Raw genomic sequence first — 24,549 nt, 5'->3', positions numbered from 1 at the left:
CCGCCGCTGCTTCTCGAACTTCGACGCGACCGCCTCGACGGCGTCTTCGAGGCCGGACAACACAACCGACTCGGGACCGTTGACCGCCGCGATGTCCACGCCGTCGCTCAGCAGCGGCAAGACGTCCGCCTCGGACGCCCGGACGGCGACCATCACGCCGCCTTCGGGCAGCGCGCCCATCAGGCGCGACCGGGCGGAGACCAGCGTGCACGCGTCTTCGAGCGTCAGCACGCCGGCGATGTGCGCGGCCGCGATCTCCCCCACCGAGTGGCCGGTGACGAAGTCCGGGCGCACGCCCTGCGACTCGAGGAGCCGCGCCGACGCGACCTCGAACGCGAACAGGCCGGGCTGGGTGTACTCCGTGCGGTCGACGAGATCGGTGTCCAACGCGGCCCGGACGTCCGGGGCCAGCAGGCTCAGGACCTCGTCGAACGCCGTGGCGAACACCGGGAACCGCTCGGCCAGCCGGCGGCCCATCCCCGGTCGCTGCGCGCCCTGTCCGGAGAACAGGAACGCGGTCGGCCCGGTCAATGCTGTGCCCTCGACGACGTCGGCGGACGGGCCCGTCTCGACGTACGCGGCCAGCGCGGCCACCGGGTCTTCGGAGACCACCGTGGCGCGGTGCGCGAACGGTGACCGCAGGGCCAGCGCCCGGCCGACGTCGCCCGCGTCCAGACGGTCGACGACGCCGGCGAGCCGCGCGGCCTGGGCCCGGACCGCCGCGGCGGAGCGCGCGGACAGCGGCCAGACGGCGAGTCCGGCGGCCGGTGCGGCGAGCGGCTCGGGAGCCTGCTCGATGATCACGTGGGCGTTGGTGCCGCTGATCCCGAACGACGAGATCCCGGCCCGCCGCGCCCGGCCGACCTCCGGCCAGCCGCGGGTTTCGCCGACCAGCTCGACGGCGCCCGCGTCCCAGTCCACATGGGACGATGGCTCGCCGACGTGCAGCGACTTCGGCACGATTCCGTGGCGCATCGCCTCGACCATCTTGATGATCCCCGCGACACCCGCGGCGGCCTGCGTGTGCCCGAAGTTCGACTTCACCGAGCCCAGCAACAGAGGCGTTTCACGGTCCTGGCCGTAGGTGGCCAGCAGGGCCTGCGCCTCGATCGGGTCGCCCAGTTTCGTGCCGGTGCCGTGCGCTTCGACGACGTCGACGTCCGAAGTGGACAGTCCGGCGCTCGCGAGGGCCTGGCGGATCACGCGTTGCTGCGAGGGGCCGTTCGGGGCGGTGAGGCCGTTGGACGCGCCGTCCTGGTTGACCGCGGAACCCCGCACCACGGCGAGGATCTCGTGGCCGTTGCGGAGCGCATCCGAGCGACGTTCCAGGACCAGCAGGCCGACGCCCTCGGACCAGCCGGTGCCGTCGGCGTCGTCGGAGAACGCCTTGCACCGGCCGTCCGGGGACAGCCCGCGCTGGCGCGAGAACTCGACGAACGTGGCCGGGGTGGACATCACCGTCACGCCACCGGCCAAGGCGAGCGAGCACTCCCCCGCCCGCAGGGCCTGCGACGCCCAGTGCAGCGCCACCAGCGACGACGAGCACGCCGTGTCCACCGTGACCGCCGGACCTTCGAGGCCGAGGGTGTAGGCGACGCGGCCGGAGGCGACGCTCGGGGCGCTGCCGTAACCCTGCTGGCCTTCGTACTCGCCGCCGGTGAGCAGGCCGCCGTAGTCGCTGTACATCACGCCCGCGAACACGCCGGTCGACGAGCCGCGCAGGCTCACCGGGTCGATCCCCGCGTGTTCCAGGGCCTCCCACGACGTCTCCAGCAGGAGCCGCTGCTGGACGTCGGTGGCGACGGCCTCGCGCGGGCTCATCCCGAAGAACGCGGCGTCGAACTCGGCCGCGGCGTGCAGGAAACCGCCTTCGCGGGTGTAGGTCGTGCCCGCGTGGTCGGGGTCCGGGTCGTAGAGCGCGCCGAGGTCCCAGCCGCGGTCGGCCGGGAAGCCGCCGATCGCGTCGGTCCCGGCGGCGACCAGGTCCCAGAACTCGGCCGGGGAGCCGGCGCCGCCCGGGTAGCGGCAGCCCATGCCGACGATCACGATCGGGTCGTCGTCGGCTGCCCGGACCGGACGCGTTTCCGCGGCCGTTTCCGTCGTGCCGACCAGTTCGGCGAGCAGATGGGCCGTCAGCGCGGCCGCGTTCGGGTGGTCGAAGACGAGCGTCGTGGGCAGCCGCAGCCCGGTCGCCGTGGCGATCCGGTTCCGCAGCTCGACGCCGGTGAGCGAGTCGAAGCCCATGGCCGAGAACGCCCGGCCGGGGTCGATCGACGTGCTGTCGGCGTGCCCGAGCACCGCGGCGACCTGCCCGGCGACCAGGTCCGCGACGACGTCCCGGCGTTCGGCCCCGGTGAGCCCGGCCAGCCGCCGGCCCAGCTCGCCGGTGCTCGCCGTCTTGGCGCGGCGGGTGGTCGCGCGGACCAGCCCCCGCAGCGGCGGCGCGACCTCGCCGGTCGCCGACGCGGCCGGCCGGACCGGTGCGAGCGCCGGGGTTCCGGCACCGAGGGCGGCGTCGAACAGCTCCAGGCCGTCCTCGGCCGTGAGGACCGAGATGCCGTCGCGGGCCATCCGGCGGACGTCGGCGTCGGTGAGGTCCGCCGTCATGCCGTCGGTGCCGGACCACGGGCCCCAGGCCAGCGAGACGGCGGGCAGCCCGAGCGCGGCGCGGTGGTGGGCCAGCGCGTCCAGGAACGCGTTGCCCGCGGCGTAGTTCGCCTGGCCCGCACCGCCGATGGTGCCGGCGATCGAGGAGAACAGCACGAACCCGGCGAGGTCGGCGGTCAGCTCGTGCAGCGCCCAGGCGGCGTCCGCCTTGGTGCGCAGGACGCGGTGGAGCTGGTCGTCGGTCAAGGTCTCGACGGTCGCGTCGTCCAGGACGCCGGCCGCGTGGACGACGGCGGTGAGCGGGTGCTCGAGGCCGTCGATCATGCCCTTGAGCGCGGCGCGGTCGGTGACGTCGCAGCGCGCGACGGTCACCTCGGCGCCGAGGTCGATCAGGTCGTCGGCGTGGCCGCTGCGGCTGACCAGCAGCACGTGCCGCATGCCGTGCTCCCGCACCAGGTGCCGGGCCAGCAGCCGGCCCAGTCCCCCGGTGCCGCCGGTGATCAGGACGGTCCCTTCGGGATCCCACGTCCACGGCTCGGATGTGACGTCGGCGCGCACCAGGCGCGGCACGGCCAGCTCGCCGTCACGCACGCGGACCTGCGGTTCTCCGGCGGCGAAGGCGAGTTCGCCGTCGACGAGCAGGAAGCGGTCCGGATGCTCGGTCTGCGCTGAGCGGACGAGCCCCCAGACGGCGGCCGCGGCGAGGTCGGTGCCGTCGGTGGCGCCGCGGGTGTGGAAGACGAGTTTCGCGTCGGCGAAACGCGGGTCGGCGAGCCAGTCGCGGACCAGGGTGAGCGCCCCGGCGGTGACCTCGTGGACGTCGTCACCGGTGATCGGGACGACGACGTGGTCCGGCACCTCCGCCAGGTCGGCCAGCGTGCCTTCGAGGACCACGGACGACGTGCTCGGCGCGGCTGTGGCCGGGATCCAGTCGAGCCGCAGCAGCGCATCCTTGACGGCGGACCGGGCGCGGGTGACCGCGGCGGGCCGGAACGTCACGGCGTCGACCGTGGCGACCGGGTTGCCGTCGGCGTCCGCGAGGGCCAGGGAGACCGTGTCGGTCCCGGCCGGGGTGATGCGGGCCTGCAGGAACGACGCCCCGGCGGCGTGCAGCCGGACGCCGCGCCAGCTGAACGGCACGTGCGGGCGGGCATGGTCCGCCGTGAGGGCCACCGCGTGCAGAACCGAGTCGAGCAACGCCGGGTGCAGGCCGAACGCGGCGGTGTCCTCGCCCAGTTCGATCTCGGCGTAGACGTCTTCGCCGCTGCGCCAGAGCCGGCGCAGGCCCTGGAACGCGGGCCCGTAACCGAGGCCGAGCGCGGCGAGGGTTTCGTAGTCGGCGTCGACCGGGATCGCGTCGGCCGGGCGGGTCACGTCGGTCGCGGCCGTGCCGGTCGACGGCTCCAGGACGCCGGTCGCGTGCCGCGTCCAGCTGCCGTGGTCGCCTTCGGGGCGGGAGAAGACGTCGACGTCGCGCAGGCCCGCGGCGTCCGGTGCGGCGACGCGGATCTGCAGGTGCGCGGCCGTGTCGAGGGCCAGTGGCTCCAGGAGGGTCAGCTCGCGGACGGCCGGGCAGCCGGCCTCGTCGCCGGCGCGGCGGACGAGTTCGACGAACGCCGTGCCGGGCAGCACCGTCGTGCCGAGGACCGTGTGGTCGGCCAGCCACGGCTGCGTCTGCGTCGAGAGCCGGCCGGTGAACAGCAGACCGGCGTCCTCGGCCAGCTCGACCGACCCGCCGAGCAGCGGGTGCCCGGGCGCGCCGAGGCCCAGCCCGGCCGGATCGCCCGCCTTGACGCGGGCGTGCGGCCAGAACCGCTGGTGCTGGAAGGCGTACGTCGGCACCGGGACGGCGCGGCCCTCGACGAAGCCGTCCCACAGCACCGGCAGGCCGGACACGTAAAGCTGGGCGAGGGCGGTCAGGAACGTGCGGGATTCGTCGCGGTCGCGGCGCAGGGCCGGGACGACGACGGCGTCCACGACGTCGGCCGCGAGCCCGGCGAGCACGGCGTCCGGGCCGAGTTCGACGTACCGGTCGACGTCCCACGCTTCGAGGGCCCGCAGCGCGTCGAGGTAGCGGACGGGCTCGCGCACCTGGCGGACCCAGTACTCGGGCGAGGTGACGATTCCCGCGGCCACCACCGGGATCGACGGCTCGTGGTAGGTCAGCTCCGCCGCGACGGCGGCGAACTCGGCGAGCATCGGGTCCATCAGCGACGAGTGGAACGCGTGCGAGACGCTGAGTCGCTTGGCGTCGTCGAACCGCTCCGCGACGGCCAGCACCGCGGCCTCCGGCCCGGCGATCACGACCGAGCGGGGGCCGTTCACCGCGGCCAGGGAGACGTCGTCGCCGAGCAGCGGGAGGACGTCGGTTTCGGTGGCGCGCAGGGCGACCATCGCGCCGCCCGGCGGGAGTGCCTGCATCAGCCGGCCGCGCGCGGCGACCAGGCGGCAGGCGTCATCCAGGGAGAACACGCCGGCGACGTGCGCGGCGGCGATCTCGCCGATCGAGTGCCCGGCGACGTAGTCCGGGCGCACGCCGCGGGCGGTCAGGGCCTGGAACAGCGCGACCTCGACGGCGAACAGCGCGGCCTGCGTGTGTTCGGTGCGGTTGAGCGCGGCCGCGTCGTCGCCCCGCATGACCTCGCGGACCGCCGGGGCGAACCCGGCGAGCACGGTGTCCAGCGCGGCCGCGAACACCGCGTCGGCGGCGGCCAGGTCCCGGCCCATGCCGAGGCGCTGGGAACCCTGGCCGGAGAACAGGAACGCCGTCCGGCCGGTGGTCTGGGTACCGGTCACGACGTCCGGGTGGGCAGCGCTCGCGCTCAAGGCGGCCAGGGCCGCGCCGTCGTGGTCCGGGCCGGCGAGGACGACGGCCCGCGCGTCGAAGCGGGACCGGCCGTGGGCCAGGGTCCACGCGACGTCGCGGTGGTCGGCTCCGGTGACGTGCTCGCGGAGGACGGCAGCCTGGGCCCGCAACGCTTCCGGGGTCTTGGCGCTGAGCAGCCACGGGACGGTCGCGGCTTCGGGCCGTGCGGCGGCCGGGGTCGGCGCTGCGGGCTGTTCCAGGATCACGTGGGCGTTCGTGCCGCTGATCCCGAACGACGAGACTCCCGCGCGGCGCGCCCGGTCCGCGTGGGGCCAGGCGGTTTCGGCGGTGGTCAGCTCGACCGCACCCGCCGTCCAGTCGACGTGCTTCGACGGTTCGGTGACGTGCAGCGTACGCGGCACGACGCCGTGGCGCATCGCCTGGACCATCTTGATGATCCCGGCGACCCCGGACGCGGCCTGGGTGTGCCCGAGGTTCGACTTGACCGAACCCAGCAGCAGCGGGGTTTCCCGGTCCTGGCCGTAGGTGGCCAGGAGAGCCTGGGCCTCGATCGGGTCGCCGAGTTTCGTGCCGGTGCCGTGGGCTTCGACGACGTCGACGTCCGAAGTGGACAGTCCGGCGCCGGCGAGCGCGGCGCGGATGACACGTTGCTGGGACGGGCCGTTCGGGGCGGTCAGGCCGTTGGAGGCGCCGTCCTGGTTGACCGCCGAGCCGCGGACGACGGCGAGGATCTCGTGGCCGTGGCGCTGGGCGTCGGAGAGGCGTTCCAGGACCAGGATGCCGACGCCTTCCGACCAGCCGACGCCGTCGGCGCTGTCGGAGAACGGCTTCGAGCGGCCGTCGGCGGCGAGGCCGCGCTGGCGGGAGAACTCGACGAACGCCGCCGGCGTCGACATCACCGTGACGCCGCCCGCGAGGGCGAGGTCGCAGTCGCCGGCCCGCAGGGCCTGGGCCGCCCAGTGCAGGGCGACCAGGGACGACGAGCAGGCGGTGTCGACGGTGACGGCCGGGCCTTCCAGCCCGAGCGCGTACGAGACGCGGCCCGAGGCGACGCTGCCCGCGCTGCCGCTGGTCTTGTACCCCTCGACGTCTTCGCTGCCGTCGAGCAGGCGGCTGTAGTCGCTGTACATGACGCCGGCGAACACGCCGGTCGCCGTGCCGCGCAGCGCGACCGGGTCGACGCCCGCGCTCTCGACCGCGGCCCACGACGTCTCCAGCAGCAGCCGCTGCTGGACGTCGGTCGCGACGGCTTCGCGCGGGCTCATCCCGAAGAAGTCCGCGTCGAACTCCGCGGCGTCGTGCAGGAAGCCGCCGTGGCGGGTGTAGGACGTCCCGGCGTGGTCCGGGTCGGGGTCGTAGAGCGCGCCGACGTCCCAGCCGCGGTCGGCGGGGAACTCGCTGATCGCGTCGCCGCCTTCGCGGACGAGCCGCCACAGGTCCTCGGGTGACGTCACGCCGCCCGGGTAACGGCAGGCCATGCCGACGATGACGATCGGGTCGCCGTCGACGACGCCCGTCGCGCGGACGGCCTCGGCCGGGGCGTCCCCGAAGATCTCCCCGACGATGTGCGCGGCCAGGGCCCCGACGGTCGGGTAGTCGAACACGAGCGTCGCCGGGAGCCGCAGCCCCGTGGCGGCGTTGAGGCGGTTGCGCAGTTCGACCGCGGTGAGCGAGTCGAAACCGAGTTCGGCGAAGGAGCGGGTCGGCGCGATCTTGCGGGTGCCGGTGTGGCCGAGGACGTGCGCGACCTCGTTGGCGACGACGACGCCCGCTTCCTGCAGCCGTTCCTCGGCGGACCGGGTCCGCAGGCGGCGTTCGAGCGCGCCTTCGGCGACCGCGAGGGTGCGGCGGGCGGGCGCGCGGACCAGGCCGCGCAGGGGGTGCGGGATGTCGTCGCGAGCCTGGAGGGCGGCGCGGTCGAGGCGGACCGGCAGCAGCACCGGCGCGGCCGCGGACAGCGCCGCGTCGAACAGCTGGAGACCCTGCTCGACCGACAGCGGCGGGAAGCCGGCGCGGGCGAGGCGGTCGAGCCCGGCCTCGCCGAGGTCTGCGGTCATGCCGGTCGTCGGGACCCACGGGCCCCAGGCGAGGGAGACGGCCGGGAGGCCCTGGGCCCGGCGGTGCGCGGCGAGGGCGTCGAGGAAGGCGTTGGCGGCGCCGTAGTTGGCCTGGCCGGGGATGCCGAGGGTGCCCGAGACCGAGGAGAACAGCACGAACGCGGTCAGGTCGCCGGTCAGTTCGTGGAGCAGCCAGGCGGCGTCCGCCTTCGGCCGCCGGACGGTCGCGAGCCGCTCGGGCGTCATCGCTTCGAGGGGCGCGTCGTCGAGGACACCGGCGGCGTGGACGACGGCGGCCGGCGGGTGGTTCGCCAGCAGTGCGGTGAGCTGGGCGCGGTCGGCGACGTCGCAGGCCTCGACGACGACGTCGGCACCGGCGGTCTGCAGTTCCGCCACGACGTCCGCGGCGCCCGGGCTGTCGGCGCCGCGGCGGCTGACCAGCAGCAGGCGACGGGCCCCGTGCTCGGTCACCAGGTGCCGGGCGAGGACGGCGCCCAGTCCCCCGGTGCCGCCCGTGATCAGGACGGTCCCCTCGGGGTCCCAGGCTCCGCCTTCCGTCGGCACGGCGGGTGCGAAACGGGCTGCGAGCAGTTTGCCGTCACGCAGCGCGACCTGCGGTTCTTCGGTCGCGAGCACGGCCTGCGGCAACGTGGACCCGTCGAGTTCGAGGAGGCCGAAGCGGCCCGGGTGCTCGGCCTGCGCGGCCCGCACGAGACCCCACACGGCGGCGGCCGGGAGGTCGCCCTCGCGGGTCACGAAGACCAGTTTCGTGCCGGCGTAGCGGTCGTTCGTGATCCAGCGCTGGGCCAGCTCGAGGGCTCGGTCGGCGAGGTCGGCCGCCGAGCCCGGCACGTCGGCCGGGTCGCCGGTCAGGCAGGTGACGACGACGTCGGGTGCTTCGGCGCGGTCGTCCAGCGCGGCCACTCCGATGCCGAAGGGGTCGTCGCCCAGGAGCGCGACCGAAAGCGAGGTCACCTCCGGGATCGGCACCGGCGTCCAGTCGAGCTGGAACAGGGCATCGTTGCGGCGCACGGCGTCGCGGCCGGCTTCGCGGACGACCAGGGAGTCGATGGTCGCCACCGGGTCGCCGTCGGCGGTGGTCAGTTCGAGACCGATGCCGGGGGTCACGCGGACCCGCAGGGCGACGGCTCCGGCGGCGTGCAGCGAGAAACCCTGCCAGGAGAACGGGAGTTCACGCGCGGCCGGGGCGTCCGGGCGGAGTGTCACGGCGTGCAGGGCCGCGTCCAGCAACGCCGGGTGCAGGCCGAATCCGGCCGCTTCGGCGTGATAGGCGGGGTCCAGTTCGACCTCGGCGAAGACGTCGTCGCCGCGTCGCCAGGCCGCGCGCAGGCCGCGGAACCGGGGGCCGTAGTCGAAGCCGTCCGCGGCGAAACTCTCGTAGAAGTCGTCCAGGGGCACCGGAATCGCGTCCGGCGGCGGCCAGGCCGTGGTGTCCGAATCAGACACAGTGGACACCGGGGTGGCCGGGCTCAGGGTGCCCGTGGCGTGTTCGGTCCAGGCGTCCGCGGTCCGCGAGTGGATGCCGACCGGGCGTCGGCCGCGCTCGTCCGGCTCGCCGACCCGGACCTGCACCTGGACGCCGCCCTGCGGCGGCACGACCAGCGGAACGGCCATGGTCAGCTCGTCGATGCGGGGGCAGCCGGTCTCGTCGCCGGCGCGGATGGCCATCTCGGCCAGCGCCGTGCCCGGCAGCAGGACCTGGCCGTAGACGACGTGCTCGGCCAGCCACGGCTGGGTGTGCAGGGAAAGCCGGCTGGTCAGCACGACCTCGTCGGAGCCCGCGAGGCGGACGGTCCCGTCGAGCAGCGGGTGCCCCGGCGCGCCGAGGCCGAGAGACGTCGCGTCGCCGCCGGTCCGGGTGGCCGGCGGCCAGAACAGCTCGCGCCGGAACGGGTAGGTGGGCAGGTCGACGCGGCGGCCGCCGGTCAGGGCCGGCGTCCAGTCGACGTCGGCGCCCGAGACGTGCAGCCGCGCGACGGCTTCGGTGAAGGCGATCTCCTCGCCGCGGTCACGGCGCAGCAGCGGCACCGCGACGGCGTCCGGCGCCACGCCCGCGACCAGCGCGGACAGCACGCCGTCCGGGCCCGCCTCGACGAACCGGGACGCCCCCGCGGCCACCAGCGCGCCGACACCGTCGGCGAAGCGGACGGCGTCACGCGCGTGCCGCACCCAGTGCTCGACGGTGGTGACGTCGGCGTCGGCACTCACGGTGGAGACGAGCGGCAGGCGCGGCTCGTGGAAGGTCAGGCCCGCGAGGACGTCGGCGAAGTCCGCGAGCATCGGCTCCATGAGCGGCGAGTGGAACGCGTGCGAGACGATGAGCCGCCGCGTCTTCTCGAACCGCGCGGCGATCGCGACGACGGCGTCCTCCTCCCCGGCGACGACGACCGAACGCGGGCCGTTCACGGCGGCGATCGAGACGTCCGCGCCGAGCAGCGGGCGCACCTCGTCCTCGGTGGCCTGCAACGCGATCATCGCGCCGCCGGCCGGCAGCGCCTGCATCAGCGCGCCGCGGGCGGCGACGAGCGTGCACGCGTCTTCGAGGGAGAGGACCCCAGCGGCGTGAGCCGCGGTGATCTCGCCGATCGAGTGGCCGGCGACGAGGTCGGGCTCGACGCCCCACGACGCGGCCAGGCGCAGCAGCGCGACCTGGAGCGCGAACAACGCGGGCTGGGCGAACTCGGTGCGGTCGAGCGCGGCTTGGTCGTCGCCGCGGACGACGTCGGCGATGCGGTCGCCGAACCGCGCGAGCACGGCGGCGTGGGCCTCGGCGAACACCGGGAACCGCTGGGCCAGCTCGCGGCCCATGCCGGTGCGCTGGCCGCCCTGCCCGCTGAAGACGACCGCGGTGCGGCCCGGGACGACCTCGCCGGTGACGGCCGCGGGGTGCGACCCGAGTGCGGTCAGGGCGTCGGCGTGGTCGGCGAGGACGACGGCCCGGTGCGTGAACCGGGAGCGGGTCGTCACCAGGGAGTGACCGACGTCGAGGGGGTCGGCGGTCAGTCCGGCCAGCTGCGCGGCCTGGGCGTGCAGGGCCTCTTCGGACTTCGCGGACAGCACCCAGGGCACGACTTCCGGCCGGGGCGCTGCGGGGGCGGTCGGTGTGGCGGGCGGCTGTTCGACGATCGCGTGGGCGTTGGTTCCGCTGATCCCGAACGACGAGACCGCCGCGCGGCGCGGGCGTCCCGTCTCCGGCCACGCGGTCGGCTCGGCGAGCAGGGTGACCCCGCCCTCGGCCCAGTCGACGCGCGACGACGGCGTCTCGGCGTGCAGAGTCCGGGGCAGCACGCCGTGACGCATGGCCAGGACCATCTTGATGATCCCGGCGACGCCGGCGGCGGCCTGGGTGTGCCCGAGGTTCGACTTCACCGAACCCAGCAGCAGCGGCGTTTCGCGGTCACGGCCGTAGGTGGCGAGCAGGGCCTGGGCTTCGATCGGGTCGCCCAGCGACGTGCCGGTGCCGTGGCCTTCGACCGCATCGACGTCTAGTGTGGACAGTCCGGCGTTGGCGAGGGCCTGGCGGATGACGCGTTGCTGCGACGGGCCGTTGGGCGCGGTGAGGCCGTTGGAGGCGCCGTCCTGGTTGAGCGCGGAGCCGCGGACGACGGCCAGCACCGGGTGCCCGAGCCGCCGCGCGTCGGACAGCCGTTCCAGCAGTAGCATCCCGGCGCCTTCGGACCAGCCGGTGCCGTTCGCGCCGTCGCCGAAGGAGCGGCAGCGGCCGTCTTCGGACAGGCCGCGCTGGCGGGAGAACTCGATGAACGTCGACGGCGTCGACATCACCGTGACGCCGCCGGCCAGCGCCAGGTCGCACTCCCCCGACCGCAGCGCCTGCGCGGCGAGGTGCAGCGCGACCAGCGACGACGAGCAGGCGGTGTCGACCGTGACGGCCGGGCCTTCCAGGCCGAGCACGTAGGACACCCGGCCGGAAGCGACGCTGCCCGCGCTGCCGCTGGTCTGGTAGCCCTCGGCGTCCTCGCTGCCGTCGAGCAGGCGGCTGTAGTCGTGGTACATCACGCCGGCGAAGACGCCGGTGGCGCTGCCGCGCAGCACGACCGGGTCGATCCCGGCGCGCTCGATGGCCTCCCACGACGTCTCCAGCAGCAGCCGCTGCTGGACGTCCGTGGCGACGGCTTCACGCGGGCTCATGCCGAAGAACTCGGCGTCGAACTGCCCGGCGTCGTGCAGGAACCCGCCGTGGCGGGTGTAGGACGTCCCGGCGTGGTCGGGGTCCGGGTCGTAGAGCGTGTCCAGGTCCCAGCCGCGGTTGGCGGGGAACCCGGAGATGGCGTCGCCGCCGTCGTTGATCAGGTCCCACAACTGCTCGGGCGTGGTGACGCCGCCGGGGTAGCGGCAGCTCATGCCGACGATGACGATCGGGTCGGTCGTGGTCGCGGCCTTGCGGACCTCGGCGACCGGCGCGTCGGCGTCGAACAGCTCGGCCAGGAGGTGCTCGGCCAGCGCCGTGACGGTCGGGTGGTCGAAGACGAGGGTGCTCGGCAGCCGCAGCCCGGTCGCCGCGGCGAGGCGGTTGCGCAGGTCGACGCCGCTGAGCGAGTCGAACCCGAGGTCGGAGAACGCCCGGCCCGGCTCGATCGCGGCCGCGTCGGCGTGGCCCAGCGCGAGGGCGACGTGCGTGGCGACCAGGCCTTTCAGGGCGTCGGCGCGCTCGGCGACGGGGAGCCGGGTGAGCGTGCCGGTGAGGTCCCCGGCGGCCGCGGTGGCCCGGCGGCGGGCCGGGCGGACGAGGCCGCGCAGGACGTGCGGGATCTCCGGCTGCCGTCGCACGGCGGCCAGGTCGAGCGGCAACGGCAGGACGGCGGGCTCGCCGGTGCCGCGAGCGGCGTCGAACAGCGCGAGTCCGTCCTCAGTGGACACCGGCGGCATGCCCGCTTCGGCGAGGCGCCGCAGGTCGGTGTCCGAGAGCGTCGCCGTCATGCCGCTGCCGGACTCCCACGGGCCCCAGCCGAGCGAACGCGCGGGCAGGCCGTCGCGGTGACGGCGGCGGGCGAGGGCGTCGAGGAAGGCGTTGGCGGCGGCGTAGTTCGCCTGTCCCGCGCCGCCGAAGGTGCCGACGACCGAGGAGAACAGCACGAAGTCGGTGAGGCCGGTGGTCAGCTCGTGGAGGTGCCAGGCGCCGTCGGCCTTGGCCCGCAGAACCTGCTCGAAGCGTTCGGGGGTGAGGGCGGCGAGGATGCCGTCGTCGAGAACACCGGCGGCGTGCACGACGGCGGTGATCTCACGGCCGTCCAGGAGCCCTTCGACAGCCGCGCGGTCGCCGACGTCGCACGCGGCGACCTCGACGTGCGCGCCCAGCGCATCCAGTTCGTCGAGCAGGCCGGGGGCGGTGCGGCCGGACCGGCTGACCAGCAGGAGGTCGCGGCGTCCACGCGCGGCGAGGTGCTTCGCGACGGCGCTGCCGAGGCCGCCGGTGCCGCCGGTGATCAGGACGGTGCCGTCGTGCTCGTCGATCTCCTGCGGTGTTTCGGTGATCCGGGCGAGCCGGGCGGCGTGGACCTGGCCGTCGCTGATCTTGAGCACCGGTTCGCCGGTGGCCACGATCGCCGTGGTCAGCGGTGTGGAGTCGTCGGTGTCGACGAGCACGAACCGGCCGGGGTGCTCGGCCTGGGCGGAGCGGACGAGCCCCGCGGCGGCCGCGGCGACCGGATCGGTGCCGTCCCACGCGCCCCGCGTCACGACGACCAGGGTGGCCGCACTGTCCCGGGTCAGCCAATTCTGCAGCTGCGTCAGGACCCGGCCGGTCTCGCGGCGCAGGGATAGCGGCACGGCACGCAGGTCTCCGGCGACCGGCCAGGCGACGAACTCCGGCGGTTCCGTCAGCGACGCGGGATCGTCGGTCTCGCGGATCGGGTCCGCAGCCGGGACCGGGATCGGCGTCCAGTCCAGGCGCAGCAGGGAGCGGGCCTGCGTTCGGACGGCCGGACCGGTGCGGCGCAGGGTGAGACGGTCCACCGTGACGACCGGGGTGCCCGACGGGTCGGCGGCGGTGACGCGGATCGCGTCGCCGTCGCCCGGGGTGAGCCGCACGCGCAGGGCGGACGCGCCGGTGGCGTGCAGGGAGACGCCGTGCCACGAGAACGGGACGCTGCCCGCGAAGTCGGGGCTCAGCAGGGAAACCACGCGCAGGGTCGCGTCGAACAGGGCCGGGTGCAGGCCGTAGGCGTCCGGCTGGTCCGTGCTCGGGAGCGCGACCTCGGCGAAGATCTCACCGTCGCGGCGCCAGGCGGCGGACGGGCCGGGGAACGCGGGGCCGTACCCGAGGCCGTCTTCGGCGAGCCGTTCGGTCAGGCCGGTCAGGTCGAGGGGTTCGGCGTCGGCGGGCGGCCACGGCTCGGAGGTGTCAGGCACGGCGGTGTCCGGGACGAGCCAGCCCGCGGCGTGGCGGGTCCAGGGTTCGTCGGTGCTGCCGTCGGTCCGGGAGGAGAACGTGAACTCGCGGGCGCCGGCGTCACCGGGGGCGCTGATGCGCAGCTGGAGCTGCCGTCCGCTCGACCCGAGGACCAGCGGGGCCCCGATGGTGAGTTCGTCGACGCGCTCGCAGCCGAGGTCGGCGCCCGCGGCGAGGGCGAGTTCGACGAACGCGGTGCCGGGTAGGACGGGCTCGCCGTGCACGGTGTGGTCGGCGAGCCAGGGCCGGGTCGCGGTGGTGAGCAGGCCGGTGAGCACGACACCGCCGTCGTCGGCGAGGTCGAGCGCCGCGCCCAGCAGCGGGTGCCCCGCGGCGGCCAGGCCGGCGCCGCGGAGGTCGCCGGTGGCGCGCGCGACGGGCCAGAACCGGCTGCGCTGGAACGGGTAGGTGGGCAGGTCGACGGTCCGCGCGCCGCGGCCGGCGAACCACGCGGCCCAGTCGACGGTGGTCCCGGCGACGTGCACCCGGGCGAGGGCTTCGAGGACGGCCACGGTTTCGGGACGGTCCCGGCGCAGCAGCGGCGTGACGACGGCGTCCGCGTCGACCATCCCGGCCAGGACGGCGTCCGGCCCGACCTCGACGTACGTCGTGACACCGGCGTCGGCGAGCCGGCCGAGGGTGTCGCCGAAGCGGACGGTGGCCCGGACGTGCTCGACCCAGTACTCCGGCGACGTCACGTCCCCGGCGGCGATCACCGGGAGCTGCGGCTCGTTGAGGGTCAGTTCGGCCACGACCGCGCGGAAGTCGTCGAGCATCGGGTCCATCAGGTGCGAGTGGAAAGCGTGGCTCACCTTGAGGCGGGTGGTCTTCTCGAACCTTGCCGCCACATCCAGCACCGCGGCCTCGACGCCGGACAGCACGACCGAGCGCGGGCCGTTAATCGCCGCGATGTCGACGCCGTCGGTGAGCGCCGCGCGAACGTCCTCTTCGGACGCTCGCACCGCGACCATCGCGCCGCCCGGCGGCAGGGCCTGCATCAGGCGGCCACGCGCCGAGACCAGCGCACACGCGTCGTCCAGGGACAGGACACCGGCGAGGTGGGCGGCCGCGATCTCACCGATCGAATGGCCGGCGACGTAATCGGGGCGCACACCCCAAGTGCCGAGGAGCTTGGCGAGCGCGACTTCGATGGCGAACAGCGCGGGCTGGGCGGTTCCGGTCTCGGCGATCAGGGCGGGATCCGTGCCCCAGATGACGTCCCGGAGTTCCGGGTCGAAATGGGCGAGGACGTCGTCCAAGGCCGTGGCGAAGACCGGGTTTTCCTCGGCCAGTTCGCGGCCCATGCCGAGCCGCTGTGCGCCCTGGCCGGTGAACAGGAAGGCGACGCTTGGTGCCGCCGCTTGTCCTCGGGCCGCCTCCCGCACGCCGTCCGGCGTCGCCAGGAGGACGGCGCGGTGGGCGAAGGTCGCGCGCGTGGTGACCAGGGAGTATCCGGCGTCGAGCGGGTCGAGCCCGGCCAGCCGCTCGGCCTGGGCGTCGAGGGCGGCTTCGGAGCGGGCCGAGAGCACCCACGGCACGACCGGCGGCACCGGGCGCGGTTCGGGGGTGCGCGCGGGCGCGGGGGCTTCGATGACGACGTGGGCGTTGGTGCCGCTGATCCCGAATGACGAGATCCCGGCCCGCCGCGCCCGGTCGACCGCGGGCCAGTCGCGGGCCTCGGCGACCAGCTCGACCGCGCCGGTGTCCCACTCGACGTGGGACGACGGCGTCCCGGCCCAGAGCGACTTCGGGACGACGCCGTGACGCATGGCGAGGATCATCTTGATGATGCCCGCGACGCCGGCGGCGGCCTGGGTGTGCCCGAGGTTGGACTTGACGGACCCCAGCAGCAGCGGGGTTTCGCGGTCCTGACCATAGGTGGCCAGCAGGGCCTGAGCCTCGATGGGGTCGCCGAGTTTCGTTCCGGTGCCGTGGGCTTCGACGACGTCGACGTCCGTTGTGGACAGTCCGGCGCTCGCGAGGGCCTGGCGGATGACACGTTGCTGCGACGGGCCGTTCGGGGCGGTGAGGCCGTTGGACGCGCCGTCCTGGTTGACCGCACTTCCCCGCACGACGGCGAGGATGCGGTGGCCGTTGCGGAGCGCGTCCGACTGGCGCTCGAGGACCAGGAGACCGACGCCTTCGGACCAGCCGGTGCCGTCGGCGTCGTCGGAGAAGGACTTGCAGCGCCCGTCGCCGGCGAGGCCGCCTTGACGGGCGAAGTCGAGGAACGTCGCCGGGGTGGACATCACCGTCACGCCGCCGGCCAGCGCCAAGGAGCACTCTCCCGACCGCAGCGCCTGCGACGCCCAGTGCAGCGCGACCAGCGACGACGAGCACGCCGTGTCGACCGTGACGGCGGGGCCTTCCAGGCCGAGCGCGTAGGAGACGCGGCCCGAGGCGACGCTGCCGGCGGTGCCGTTGACGTCGAAGCCGCGCGCGTCCGGGTCCTGCCCGGCGGTGACGGCCGCGTAGTCGTGGTACATCACGCCGGCGAAGACGCCGGTGTCGGATCCCTTGAGCGACAACGGGTTGATGCCCGCCTGCTCGAACGCCTCCCACGACGTCTCCAGCAGCAGCCGCTGCTGCGGGTCGGCGCTGAGTGCGTCACGCGGGGAGATGCCGAAGAAATCAGCGTCGAACTCGGTGGCGCGGTGCAGGAAGCCGCCGGCGCGGGTGAAGTCCGCGTCCGGGACGTGCCAGCCACGGTCGGCCGGGAAGTCGGTTATCCCGTCGCGGCCCTCGGTGAGGAGGTCCCACAGCTCGTCCGGGGTCGTCACGTCGCCGGGATAGCGGCAGGCCATGCCGACGACGACGATCGGGTCGTCGGTGCGCGCGGTGGTGACGGCCCGGGCCGGCGCCGGGCTGTCGCCCTCGACGAGGGTCTTGAGGAAGGCGCTGACCGCCTCGGGGGTCGGGTGGTCGAAGACGAGGGTCGCGGGCAGCCGGAGGCCGGTCGCCTCGGCGAGGCGGTTGCGGAGTTCGACCGAGGTCAGGGAGTCCAGGCCGAGTTCGCGGAAGGTCAGAGCGGGGTCGACGTTGGCCGCGGAGGCGTGGCCGAGGACGTTCGCGACGGTGGTGACGACGACGGCGCCGAGGTCGGTCGCGGGCTGCCCGTCGGCGACGGCGGCGCGGCGCGGGCGCGGCGGGACCAGGCGGTGCAGGATCGGCGGCACGGAATCGAGGGCCCGCAACGCGGCCCGATCGAGGTGCGCGGCGACGACGACCGGGTCCCGTCCTTCCAGCGCGGCGTCGAACCAGGCGAGACCGTCGTCGACGGAGTGCGTCGGCAGGCCGGCGCGGGCCATCCGCCGCAGTTCGGTGTCGGACAACGTCCCGGTCATGCCGCTCTGCTGCGCCCACGGCCCCCACGCGACGGCCCGGCCGGGCAACCCCGCGGCGGCCCGCCCCCGGACCAGCTCGTCGAGAGCGGCGTTGGCGGCGGTGTAGGCGCCCTGGCCGCCGTTGCCGAGCACGCCGAAGACGGAGGTGAACACGACGAAGCCGGCGAGATCGGGCAACAGCTCGTGCAGATGCCAGGCCGCGTCGACCTTGGGCGCGAGCACCCGGGCGAGCCGCTCGGGGGTGAGGGCATCGAGGACGCCGTCGTCGAGCACCCCGGCGGCGTGGACGACACCGGTGACGGCGTGCTGGGCCAGCAGCTCGGCCAGAGCAGCGCGATCGGAGACGTCACAGGCGGCGACGGTGACGTCCGCGCCGCGCTCGGTGAGTTCGGTTGCCAGGTCGGCAACACCGGGAGCAGCGCTCCCCCGGCGACCGACGAGCACGAGCCGGGTAACGCCATGGTGGGCGACAAGGTGCCGGGCGACGTGCGCGCCGAGCCCTCCGGTACCACCGGTGATCAGAACGGCCCCATCACCCCAGCCGGCCGAGGTCGGCTCGGCGACGGTCGCGGACGCGGGCACCGGGGCGAGGCGGGGTACCTCCACCCGGCCGCCGCGCACGCGGATCTCGGTCTCCCCCGACTCCGGCAACGCCGCCAGGGCAGCTGCCAGCGTCTCGTCCACTTCGGACTCGGTGTCTTCCAGTGACAGCAGGAAGAAGCGGCCCGGACGTTCCGCCTGGGCCGAGCGGACCAAACCCTCCGCAGCCGCCGCGGCTGGACCGCCGCGGGTGAGGAACACCAGCTGTGCCTCGTCCTCCAAATGGTCACGCAGGTGGCCCAGGACTGCCGACGTCACCAAGCGGATGCCGTCCGGAGCCGAGAGGCCTACCGGGTCCGGGACCGGTACCACGAGCACGTCGGCCGCTGAGGGCACAGCGCGGCGGCTCGGCAGCAGGGCACCCAGGTCGTCCGGGCCCACCGAAGCCCACGTCAGGTCCGCCGGGGCGCCCAGGTCCTTCGGCGTCCACTCGACGCGCAGCAGTGGCGGCGGGCCCGCCGGGGCCGGGTCGGCCGGTGGGCGCAGGACCAGGGAACCCACCGTCGCGACGGGGGCGTCGGCGGTGTCGGTCAAGGACAGCGTCACGGTATCCGGGCCCAGCCTGCGGATGCGCAGCCGCACGGCCGAAGCGCCCACCGCGTGCAGTGCGACGTCCGACCAGACGAACGGCAAGCGAGCCCGCGGTTCGGCGTCCAGGCCCAGGAACGGGACCAGGTGCAGCGCCGCGTCGAACAGCGCCGGGTGCAGCAGGTAGCCCTCGGCGTCACCCGCCGCGGACGGCAGGGTCAGGTCCGCGCACAGGTCGTCGCCCTCGTGCCAGGCCGCCTGGACGCCGCGGAACGCGGGGCCGTAGTCCAGGCCGGCCGCGGACAACGTCCGGTACATCTCCTCGACGTCGAGCGGCGAGGCGGCGGGACCTGACGACGTCAGGACCGGCGCGGCGGCTGAAGGGGCCAAGCGACCGGTGGCGTGACGCGTCCACGCACCGCCTTGCGTGCGCGAGTGGATGGAGACCTCACGGCGTCCCGCCGAGTCGGGGCCGCCGACGCGGACCCGGATGCTCACACCGTCGCGTTCCAGGGGCAGGGGTGCGGTCACCGTCAGCTCGGTGAGCGCGCCGCAGCCCAGTTCGACCCCCGCGCGCAGCGCCAGCTCGACGAAACCGGTGCCGGGGAACAGGATCCGCTCCTCGACGACGTGGTCGGCCGGCCACGGCAGCGACGACGGCGAGAGGTGCCCGGTGAACACCGAGCCGTCGTCGCCGGGCAGCTCGACGGCCGCGCCGAGCAGCGGGTGCCCCGGCCGGTCCAGGCCCAGCTCCACCGGCGCGGGGCGCGCGGTGACCCAGAACCGCTCGTGCTGGAAGGGGTACGTCGGCAGCGCGACGCGGCGCGCGCCCGTCCCGGCGAAGTAGGCGTCCCAGTCCAGGGGGACGCCGAGCAGGTGCAGCCGGCCGAGCGCGGTGGCGACGGCGGGTTCCTCGGCGCGGTCGGCGCGCAGCAGCGGCACGGTCGCCGCGCCCGGCAGGGCCCGCGCGATCATGCCCGACAGCGTGGTGTCCGGGCCGATCTCGACGAACGCCTCGGTCCCCGCGGCCTGCAGCGTGGTCACGGCGTCGGCGAACCGCACGGTCGCGACGACCTGCTCGACCCAGTACCCGGGGTCGGTCAGTCCGGCTTCGATCCGGCCGGTGACCGTCGAGACGACCGGGATCGACGGCTCGTGGAACGTCAAGCCTTCGGCGACGCGGCGGAAGTCGTCGAGCATCGGGGCCATCAGCGGCGAGTGGAACGCGTGCGACACCGAAAGCCGGCGCGTGTCCTCGAACGCCGACGCGACCTGCAGAACCGCCTCCGCGACGCCGGAGATCACCAGCGACGTGGGGCCGTTGATCGCGGCGATCGTGACGCCGTCGGCCAGCAGCGGCCGGACCTCGTCCTCGGACGCGCGCAGCGAGACCATCGCGCCGCCCTCGGGCAGCGCCTCCATCAGCCGGCCGCGCGCGGCGACCAGCGTGCACGCGTCGGCCAGCGACAGCACACCGGCGACGTGGGCCGCGGCCAGCTCGCCGATCGAGTGCCCGGCGACGTGGTCGGGTCGCACCCCGAGCGACTCGGCGAGGCGGAACAACGCGACCTCGAGCGCGAACAACGCGGGCTGCGCGGTGCCGGTCCGGTTCAGGACCGCGGCGTCGTCGGTGCCGATCGCGGCGTCGAAGTGGCTGATGACTTCCTGGTACGCGGCGGCGAACACCGGGAACCGGGCGGCGAGCCCGGCGCCCATGCCGACGCGCTGGGTGCCCTGCCCGGCGAACAGCACCGCGACGAGTGGTTCGACCGGCGGCGCCGTCCCGCGGGCGACCTCGGCGAGCCCGTCGGGCCCGGCGAGCAGCACGGCCCGCCGGTCGAACGACGAGCGCGTGGTGACCAGCGAAACGCCGACGTCGAGCGGGTCCGCGTCGACCGCGCGCAGCTGCTCGACGGCCACGTGCAGGGCGTCGTCGGATTGCGCGGACACGACCCACGGCACGACGGCCGGGACGACGTCGCGCGCCGGTTCGGCCGGCTCGAAAGCGGGCGCCTGCTCCAGGATGAGGTGGGCGTTGGTGCCGCTGATGCCGAACGACGACACCGCGGCCCGGCGCGGCCGCTCCCCCGCCGGCCAGTCACGCGCCGCCGTCGCGAGGTCCACCGCGCCGGCCGTCCAGTCCACATGGGACGACGGGACGTCGGCGTGCAGCGTGCGCGGCACCGAGCCGTGGCGCATCGCGAAGATCATCTTGATCACACCGGCCACGCCGGCCGCGGCCTGGGTGTGCCCGATGTTCGACTTCACCGAGCCCAGCACGAGCGGGCTCGGCCGGTCCTGGCCGTAGGTGGCCAGCGCCGCCCGGGCCTCGATCGGGTCGCCCAGCCGCGTGCCGGTGCCGTGCGCTTCGAGGACGTCGACGTCCGAAGTGGACAGTCCAGCGTCGCCGAGGGCCTGGCGGATCACACGTTGCTGCGCGAGGCCGTTCGGGGCGGTGAGGCCGTTGGACGCGCCGTCGGAGTTGACGGCGGAGCCGCGGACCACGGCGAGGACGTCGTGGCCGAGTTCGCGGGCACGGGAAAGCCGTTCGACGACGACCATGCCGACGCCTTCGGCCCAGCCGGTGCCGTCGGCGCCGTCGCCGAACGCCTTGCAGCGGCCGTCCTCGGACAGGCCGCCCTGCTTCGCGAACTCGACGAAGATGCCGGGTTCGGCCATCACCGTGACGCCACCCGCGATGGCCAGGGACGTCTCGCCCGACAGCACCGACCGGACGGCCAGGTGCAGCGCGACCAGCGACGACGAACACGCCGTGTCCACCGTGACCGCGGGTCCTTCGGTGCCCAGCACGTACGCGAGGCGGCCGGAGACGAGGCTCGGCGAGGTGCCGGTGAGGACGTACCCCTCGGCGTCGCCGGTCGCTTCGGCGAGCTTCGGGCCGTAGTCCTGGGCGGTCGCGCCGACGAACACGCCGGTCGGCGTGCCGCGCAGGGACAGCGGCGCGATGCCGGCGCGCTCGAGGGCCTCCCAGGCGACTTCCAGGACCAGCCGCTGCTGCGGCTCCATGGACTGCGCTTCGCGCGGTGAGATGCCGAACAGGCCGGCGTCGAAGCCCGCGACGTCGTCGAGGAACCCGCCGGGACGGCCGGTGTCCAGGACAGCGGCGGGCCAGCCGCGGTCGCCCGGCATGGCCGCGATCGCGTCGACCTCGCTGTCCACGAGGCGCCACAGGTCTTCGGGCGAGCGGACGCCGCCGGGGTACCGGCAGCCGATGCCGACCACGACGACCGGGTCGGCCGCGCCGCCGGCCGCCGGAGCGGGGCCGGTGGGCTCGGCGACGAAACCGGCCAGGTAGCCAGCCAGGTCGCGGGCCGTGGGGTGGTCGAAGACCTCGGTCGTGGCCAGCGTCCGGCCGGTGGCCGCGCCGACGCGGACCGCGAGGTCGACGTTCATCGCCGAGTCGAAACCCAGTTCGCGGAAGGAGGTGTCGGGGTCGACGCCGCCGGTGACGCCGAGGACCGCGGCGGCCTCGCCGCGCACCAGCCGCAGCAGGTCGCGGCCGGCCGGCGGCGCGGGCGTGGCCCGGGCGGGCTCGGCGGCGTCGAACCAGTGCCGCTCCCGGTCGAACGCGTAGGTCGGCAGGTCCAGCACCGCACCGCCGCCGATCACGGCGGTCCAGCCGACGTCGAGGCCGTGCACGTACAGCCCGGCCAGGGCGGCGACGGCGCCGTGGTCCTCGGGCCGGCCGGACAGCGAGGCCCGCACGGTGACGGGTTCGCCGTGGCCGTCGAGGGACGCGCGGACGAGCGAGGTGAGGGTGCCGTCCGGGCCGAGCTCCAGGAACGCCGTGACGCCTTGGCGCCACAACGTCGTCACGGCGTCGGCGAACCGGACGGTCTCGCGCGCCTGCCGGACCCAGTAGTCCGGCGACTGCAGCTGCGCCGCGCTCAGCGGGCGGCCGGTCACGGTCGAGACGACCGGCAGCGCCGGCGGGCGCAGGTCGAGCTGGTCGACGACGCCGCGGTACTCCGCCAGCATCGGGTCCATCAGCGGCGAGTGGAACGCGTGGCTCACCGGCAGCCGCGTCACCTTGCGGCCGTCGGCCTCGAACCGGGCGGCCAGCGCCAGCACCGGCGCTTCGGGCCCGGCGATGACGACCGACGCGGGCCCGTTGATCGCGGCCAGGACGACGTCGCCGGTCAGGTGCGGCTCGACCTCGTCGGCGGCGGCGCGGATCGAGACCATCGCGCCGCCGGCAGGCAGCGAACCCATCAGCCGGCCGCGGGCGGTGACCAGCATGCAGGCGTCGTCCAGCGACAGGACGCCGGCGACGTGCGCGGCGGCCAGCTCGCCGACCGAGTGCCCGGCGACGAACGCCGGGGTGATACCCCACGACGCGAACAACCGGTACAGCGCGACTTCGAACGCGAACAACGCGGGCTGGGTGTGCCCGGTCTCGTCGAGGACCGCGGCGTCGGCCGAGCCCTCTTCGGCGAACAGGACGTCCCGCAGCGGGCGTTCGGTGTCGCAGCGCGCGCAGATCTCGTCGATCGCGTCGGCGAAGACGGGGAACCGCGTGTACAGCTCGCGGCCCATGCCGGGCCGCTGGGCGCCCTGGCCGGGGAACACGACGGCCAGGCGCGGGGCGTCGGCGGCGGTGCCCGCGACGACGTCGGCGGCCGGGTCGCCGGCGGCGAGGGCGGCCAGCGCGGCCGCCCGGTCGGCGGCCAGGACGACGGCGCGGTGCGGGAACGCGCTGCGGGTGGTGACGAGCGAGTGCGCGACGTCGAGCGGGGCCGCGTCGAGGGCGGCCAGCCCGGTGGCCTGGCCGCGGAGGCCGCCCGGGGTCCGGGCGGACAGCACCCACGGGACGACCGCGCCCGGACCGTCCACACGGGAGCGTCCGGTCGTCTCGACCCGCTGCGGCGGGGCGGAAAGCACGAGGTGGCAGTTCGTGCCGCCCATGCCGAAGGACGAGACACCCGCGTAGGCCGTCGCCTCGGGCCACGGCCGGACGTCGGCGGTGACGCGCAGGCGCCACTCGTCGAACCGGATGGCCGGGTTCGGGTGCTCGTGGTTGCGGCTGGGCGGCACCTCGCCGTGGGCCAGGGACAGCGCGACCTTCAGCAGGCCGGCGATGCCCGCCGCGCCTTCGAGGTGGCCGATGTTCGTCTTGACCGAGCCGACCCACAGCGGGTCGTCGCCGGGGCGGCCGGGCGCGAACACCGCGCCGAGCGCGGCCGCTTCCAGGGGGTCGCCGACGCGGGTGCCGGTGCCGTGCAGCTCGACGTAGCGCACCGCGTCCGCCGGGACGCCCGCGCGGCGCAACGCGGCTCGGACGACGGCTTCCTGCGCCTGCGCGCTCGGGGTGGTGAGGGTGTCGCTGAAGCCGTCGTTGTTGACCGCGCCGCCCTCGATGACGCAGTGGATGCGGTCGCCGTCGGCCAGCGCCGCCGCCAGGGGCTTGAGCACGACGAACCCGCCGCCCTCACCGCGGACGTAGCCGTTGGCGCGCTCGTCGAAGGTGTAGCAGCGGCCGTCGGGCGAGAGGCCGCCGAACCGGTCGGCGGCGACGGTGCTCTCCGGGGCGAGGTTGAGCTGGACGCCGCCGGCCAGGGCCAGGTCGGCTTCCCCGCTGCGCAGGGCCTCGCAGGCCAGGTGCACGGCCACGAGCGAGGACGACTGCCCGGTGTCGACGGACATGCTGGGCCCGCGCAGGCCGAACGTGTAGGAGATGCGGTTGGCGACGACCGCGCGGCTCTGGCCGGTGAGCGTGTGGTGCCCGATGGCGGCGGCGCCGCGTTGCTTGAGCAGGGTCGCGTAGTCGTCCGCGCTGGAGCCGACGAACACGCCGGTCGCGCTGCCTTCGAGGCGGGCCGGGACGATCCGCGCGTCCTCCAGGGCCTCCCAGCCCAGTTCCAGGGCGAGGCGCTGCTGCGGGTCCATCGTCGCGGCTTCCCGCGCCGGCACGCCGAAGAAGGCGGCGTCGAAGGTGTCCACATCGGACAGGAAGCCGCCGCGGCGGGTCTCCGGCGGGACCGAGGCGCGGCGCTCCGGCGGGACGTCGGTGGTGCCGTCGGCGCCTTCGCGCAGCAGCGTCCAGAACGCGCCGGGCCCGTCGGCCGACGGCAGCCGGCAGGCGAGGCCCACGACCGCGACGGCACCTGCACGGGCAACGGCACGCTCGTCAGGCAC

At 75.0% G+C, this 24,549-nt stretch carries 1 protein-coding gene (only partly in view); it reads right to left on the bottom strand.

Annotated features, from left to right (window positions below; translation table 11 throughout):
* Window positions 1-24,549, bottom strand: partial view of an SDR family NAD(P)-dependent oxidoreductase gene (locus OG439_RS12435; RefSeq protein WP_326949538.1) — the 5' portion only. Its footprint begins 3,036 nt before the window's first position; only the first 24,549 of its 27,585 coding nucleotides appear in the window; its start codon is at window positions 24,547-24,549; the stop codon falls past the left edge of the window.

It is taken from the genome of Amycolatopsis sp. NBC_01307 (assembly GCF_035975215.1).
Taxonomy (GTDB): Bacteria; Actinomycetota; Actinomycetes; order Mycobacteriales; family Pseudonocardiaceae; genus Amycolatopsis.
The sequence above is the reverse complement of the archived record's forward strand: the minus strand, read 5'-3'. Positions and strand labels throughout refer to the sequence as shown.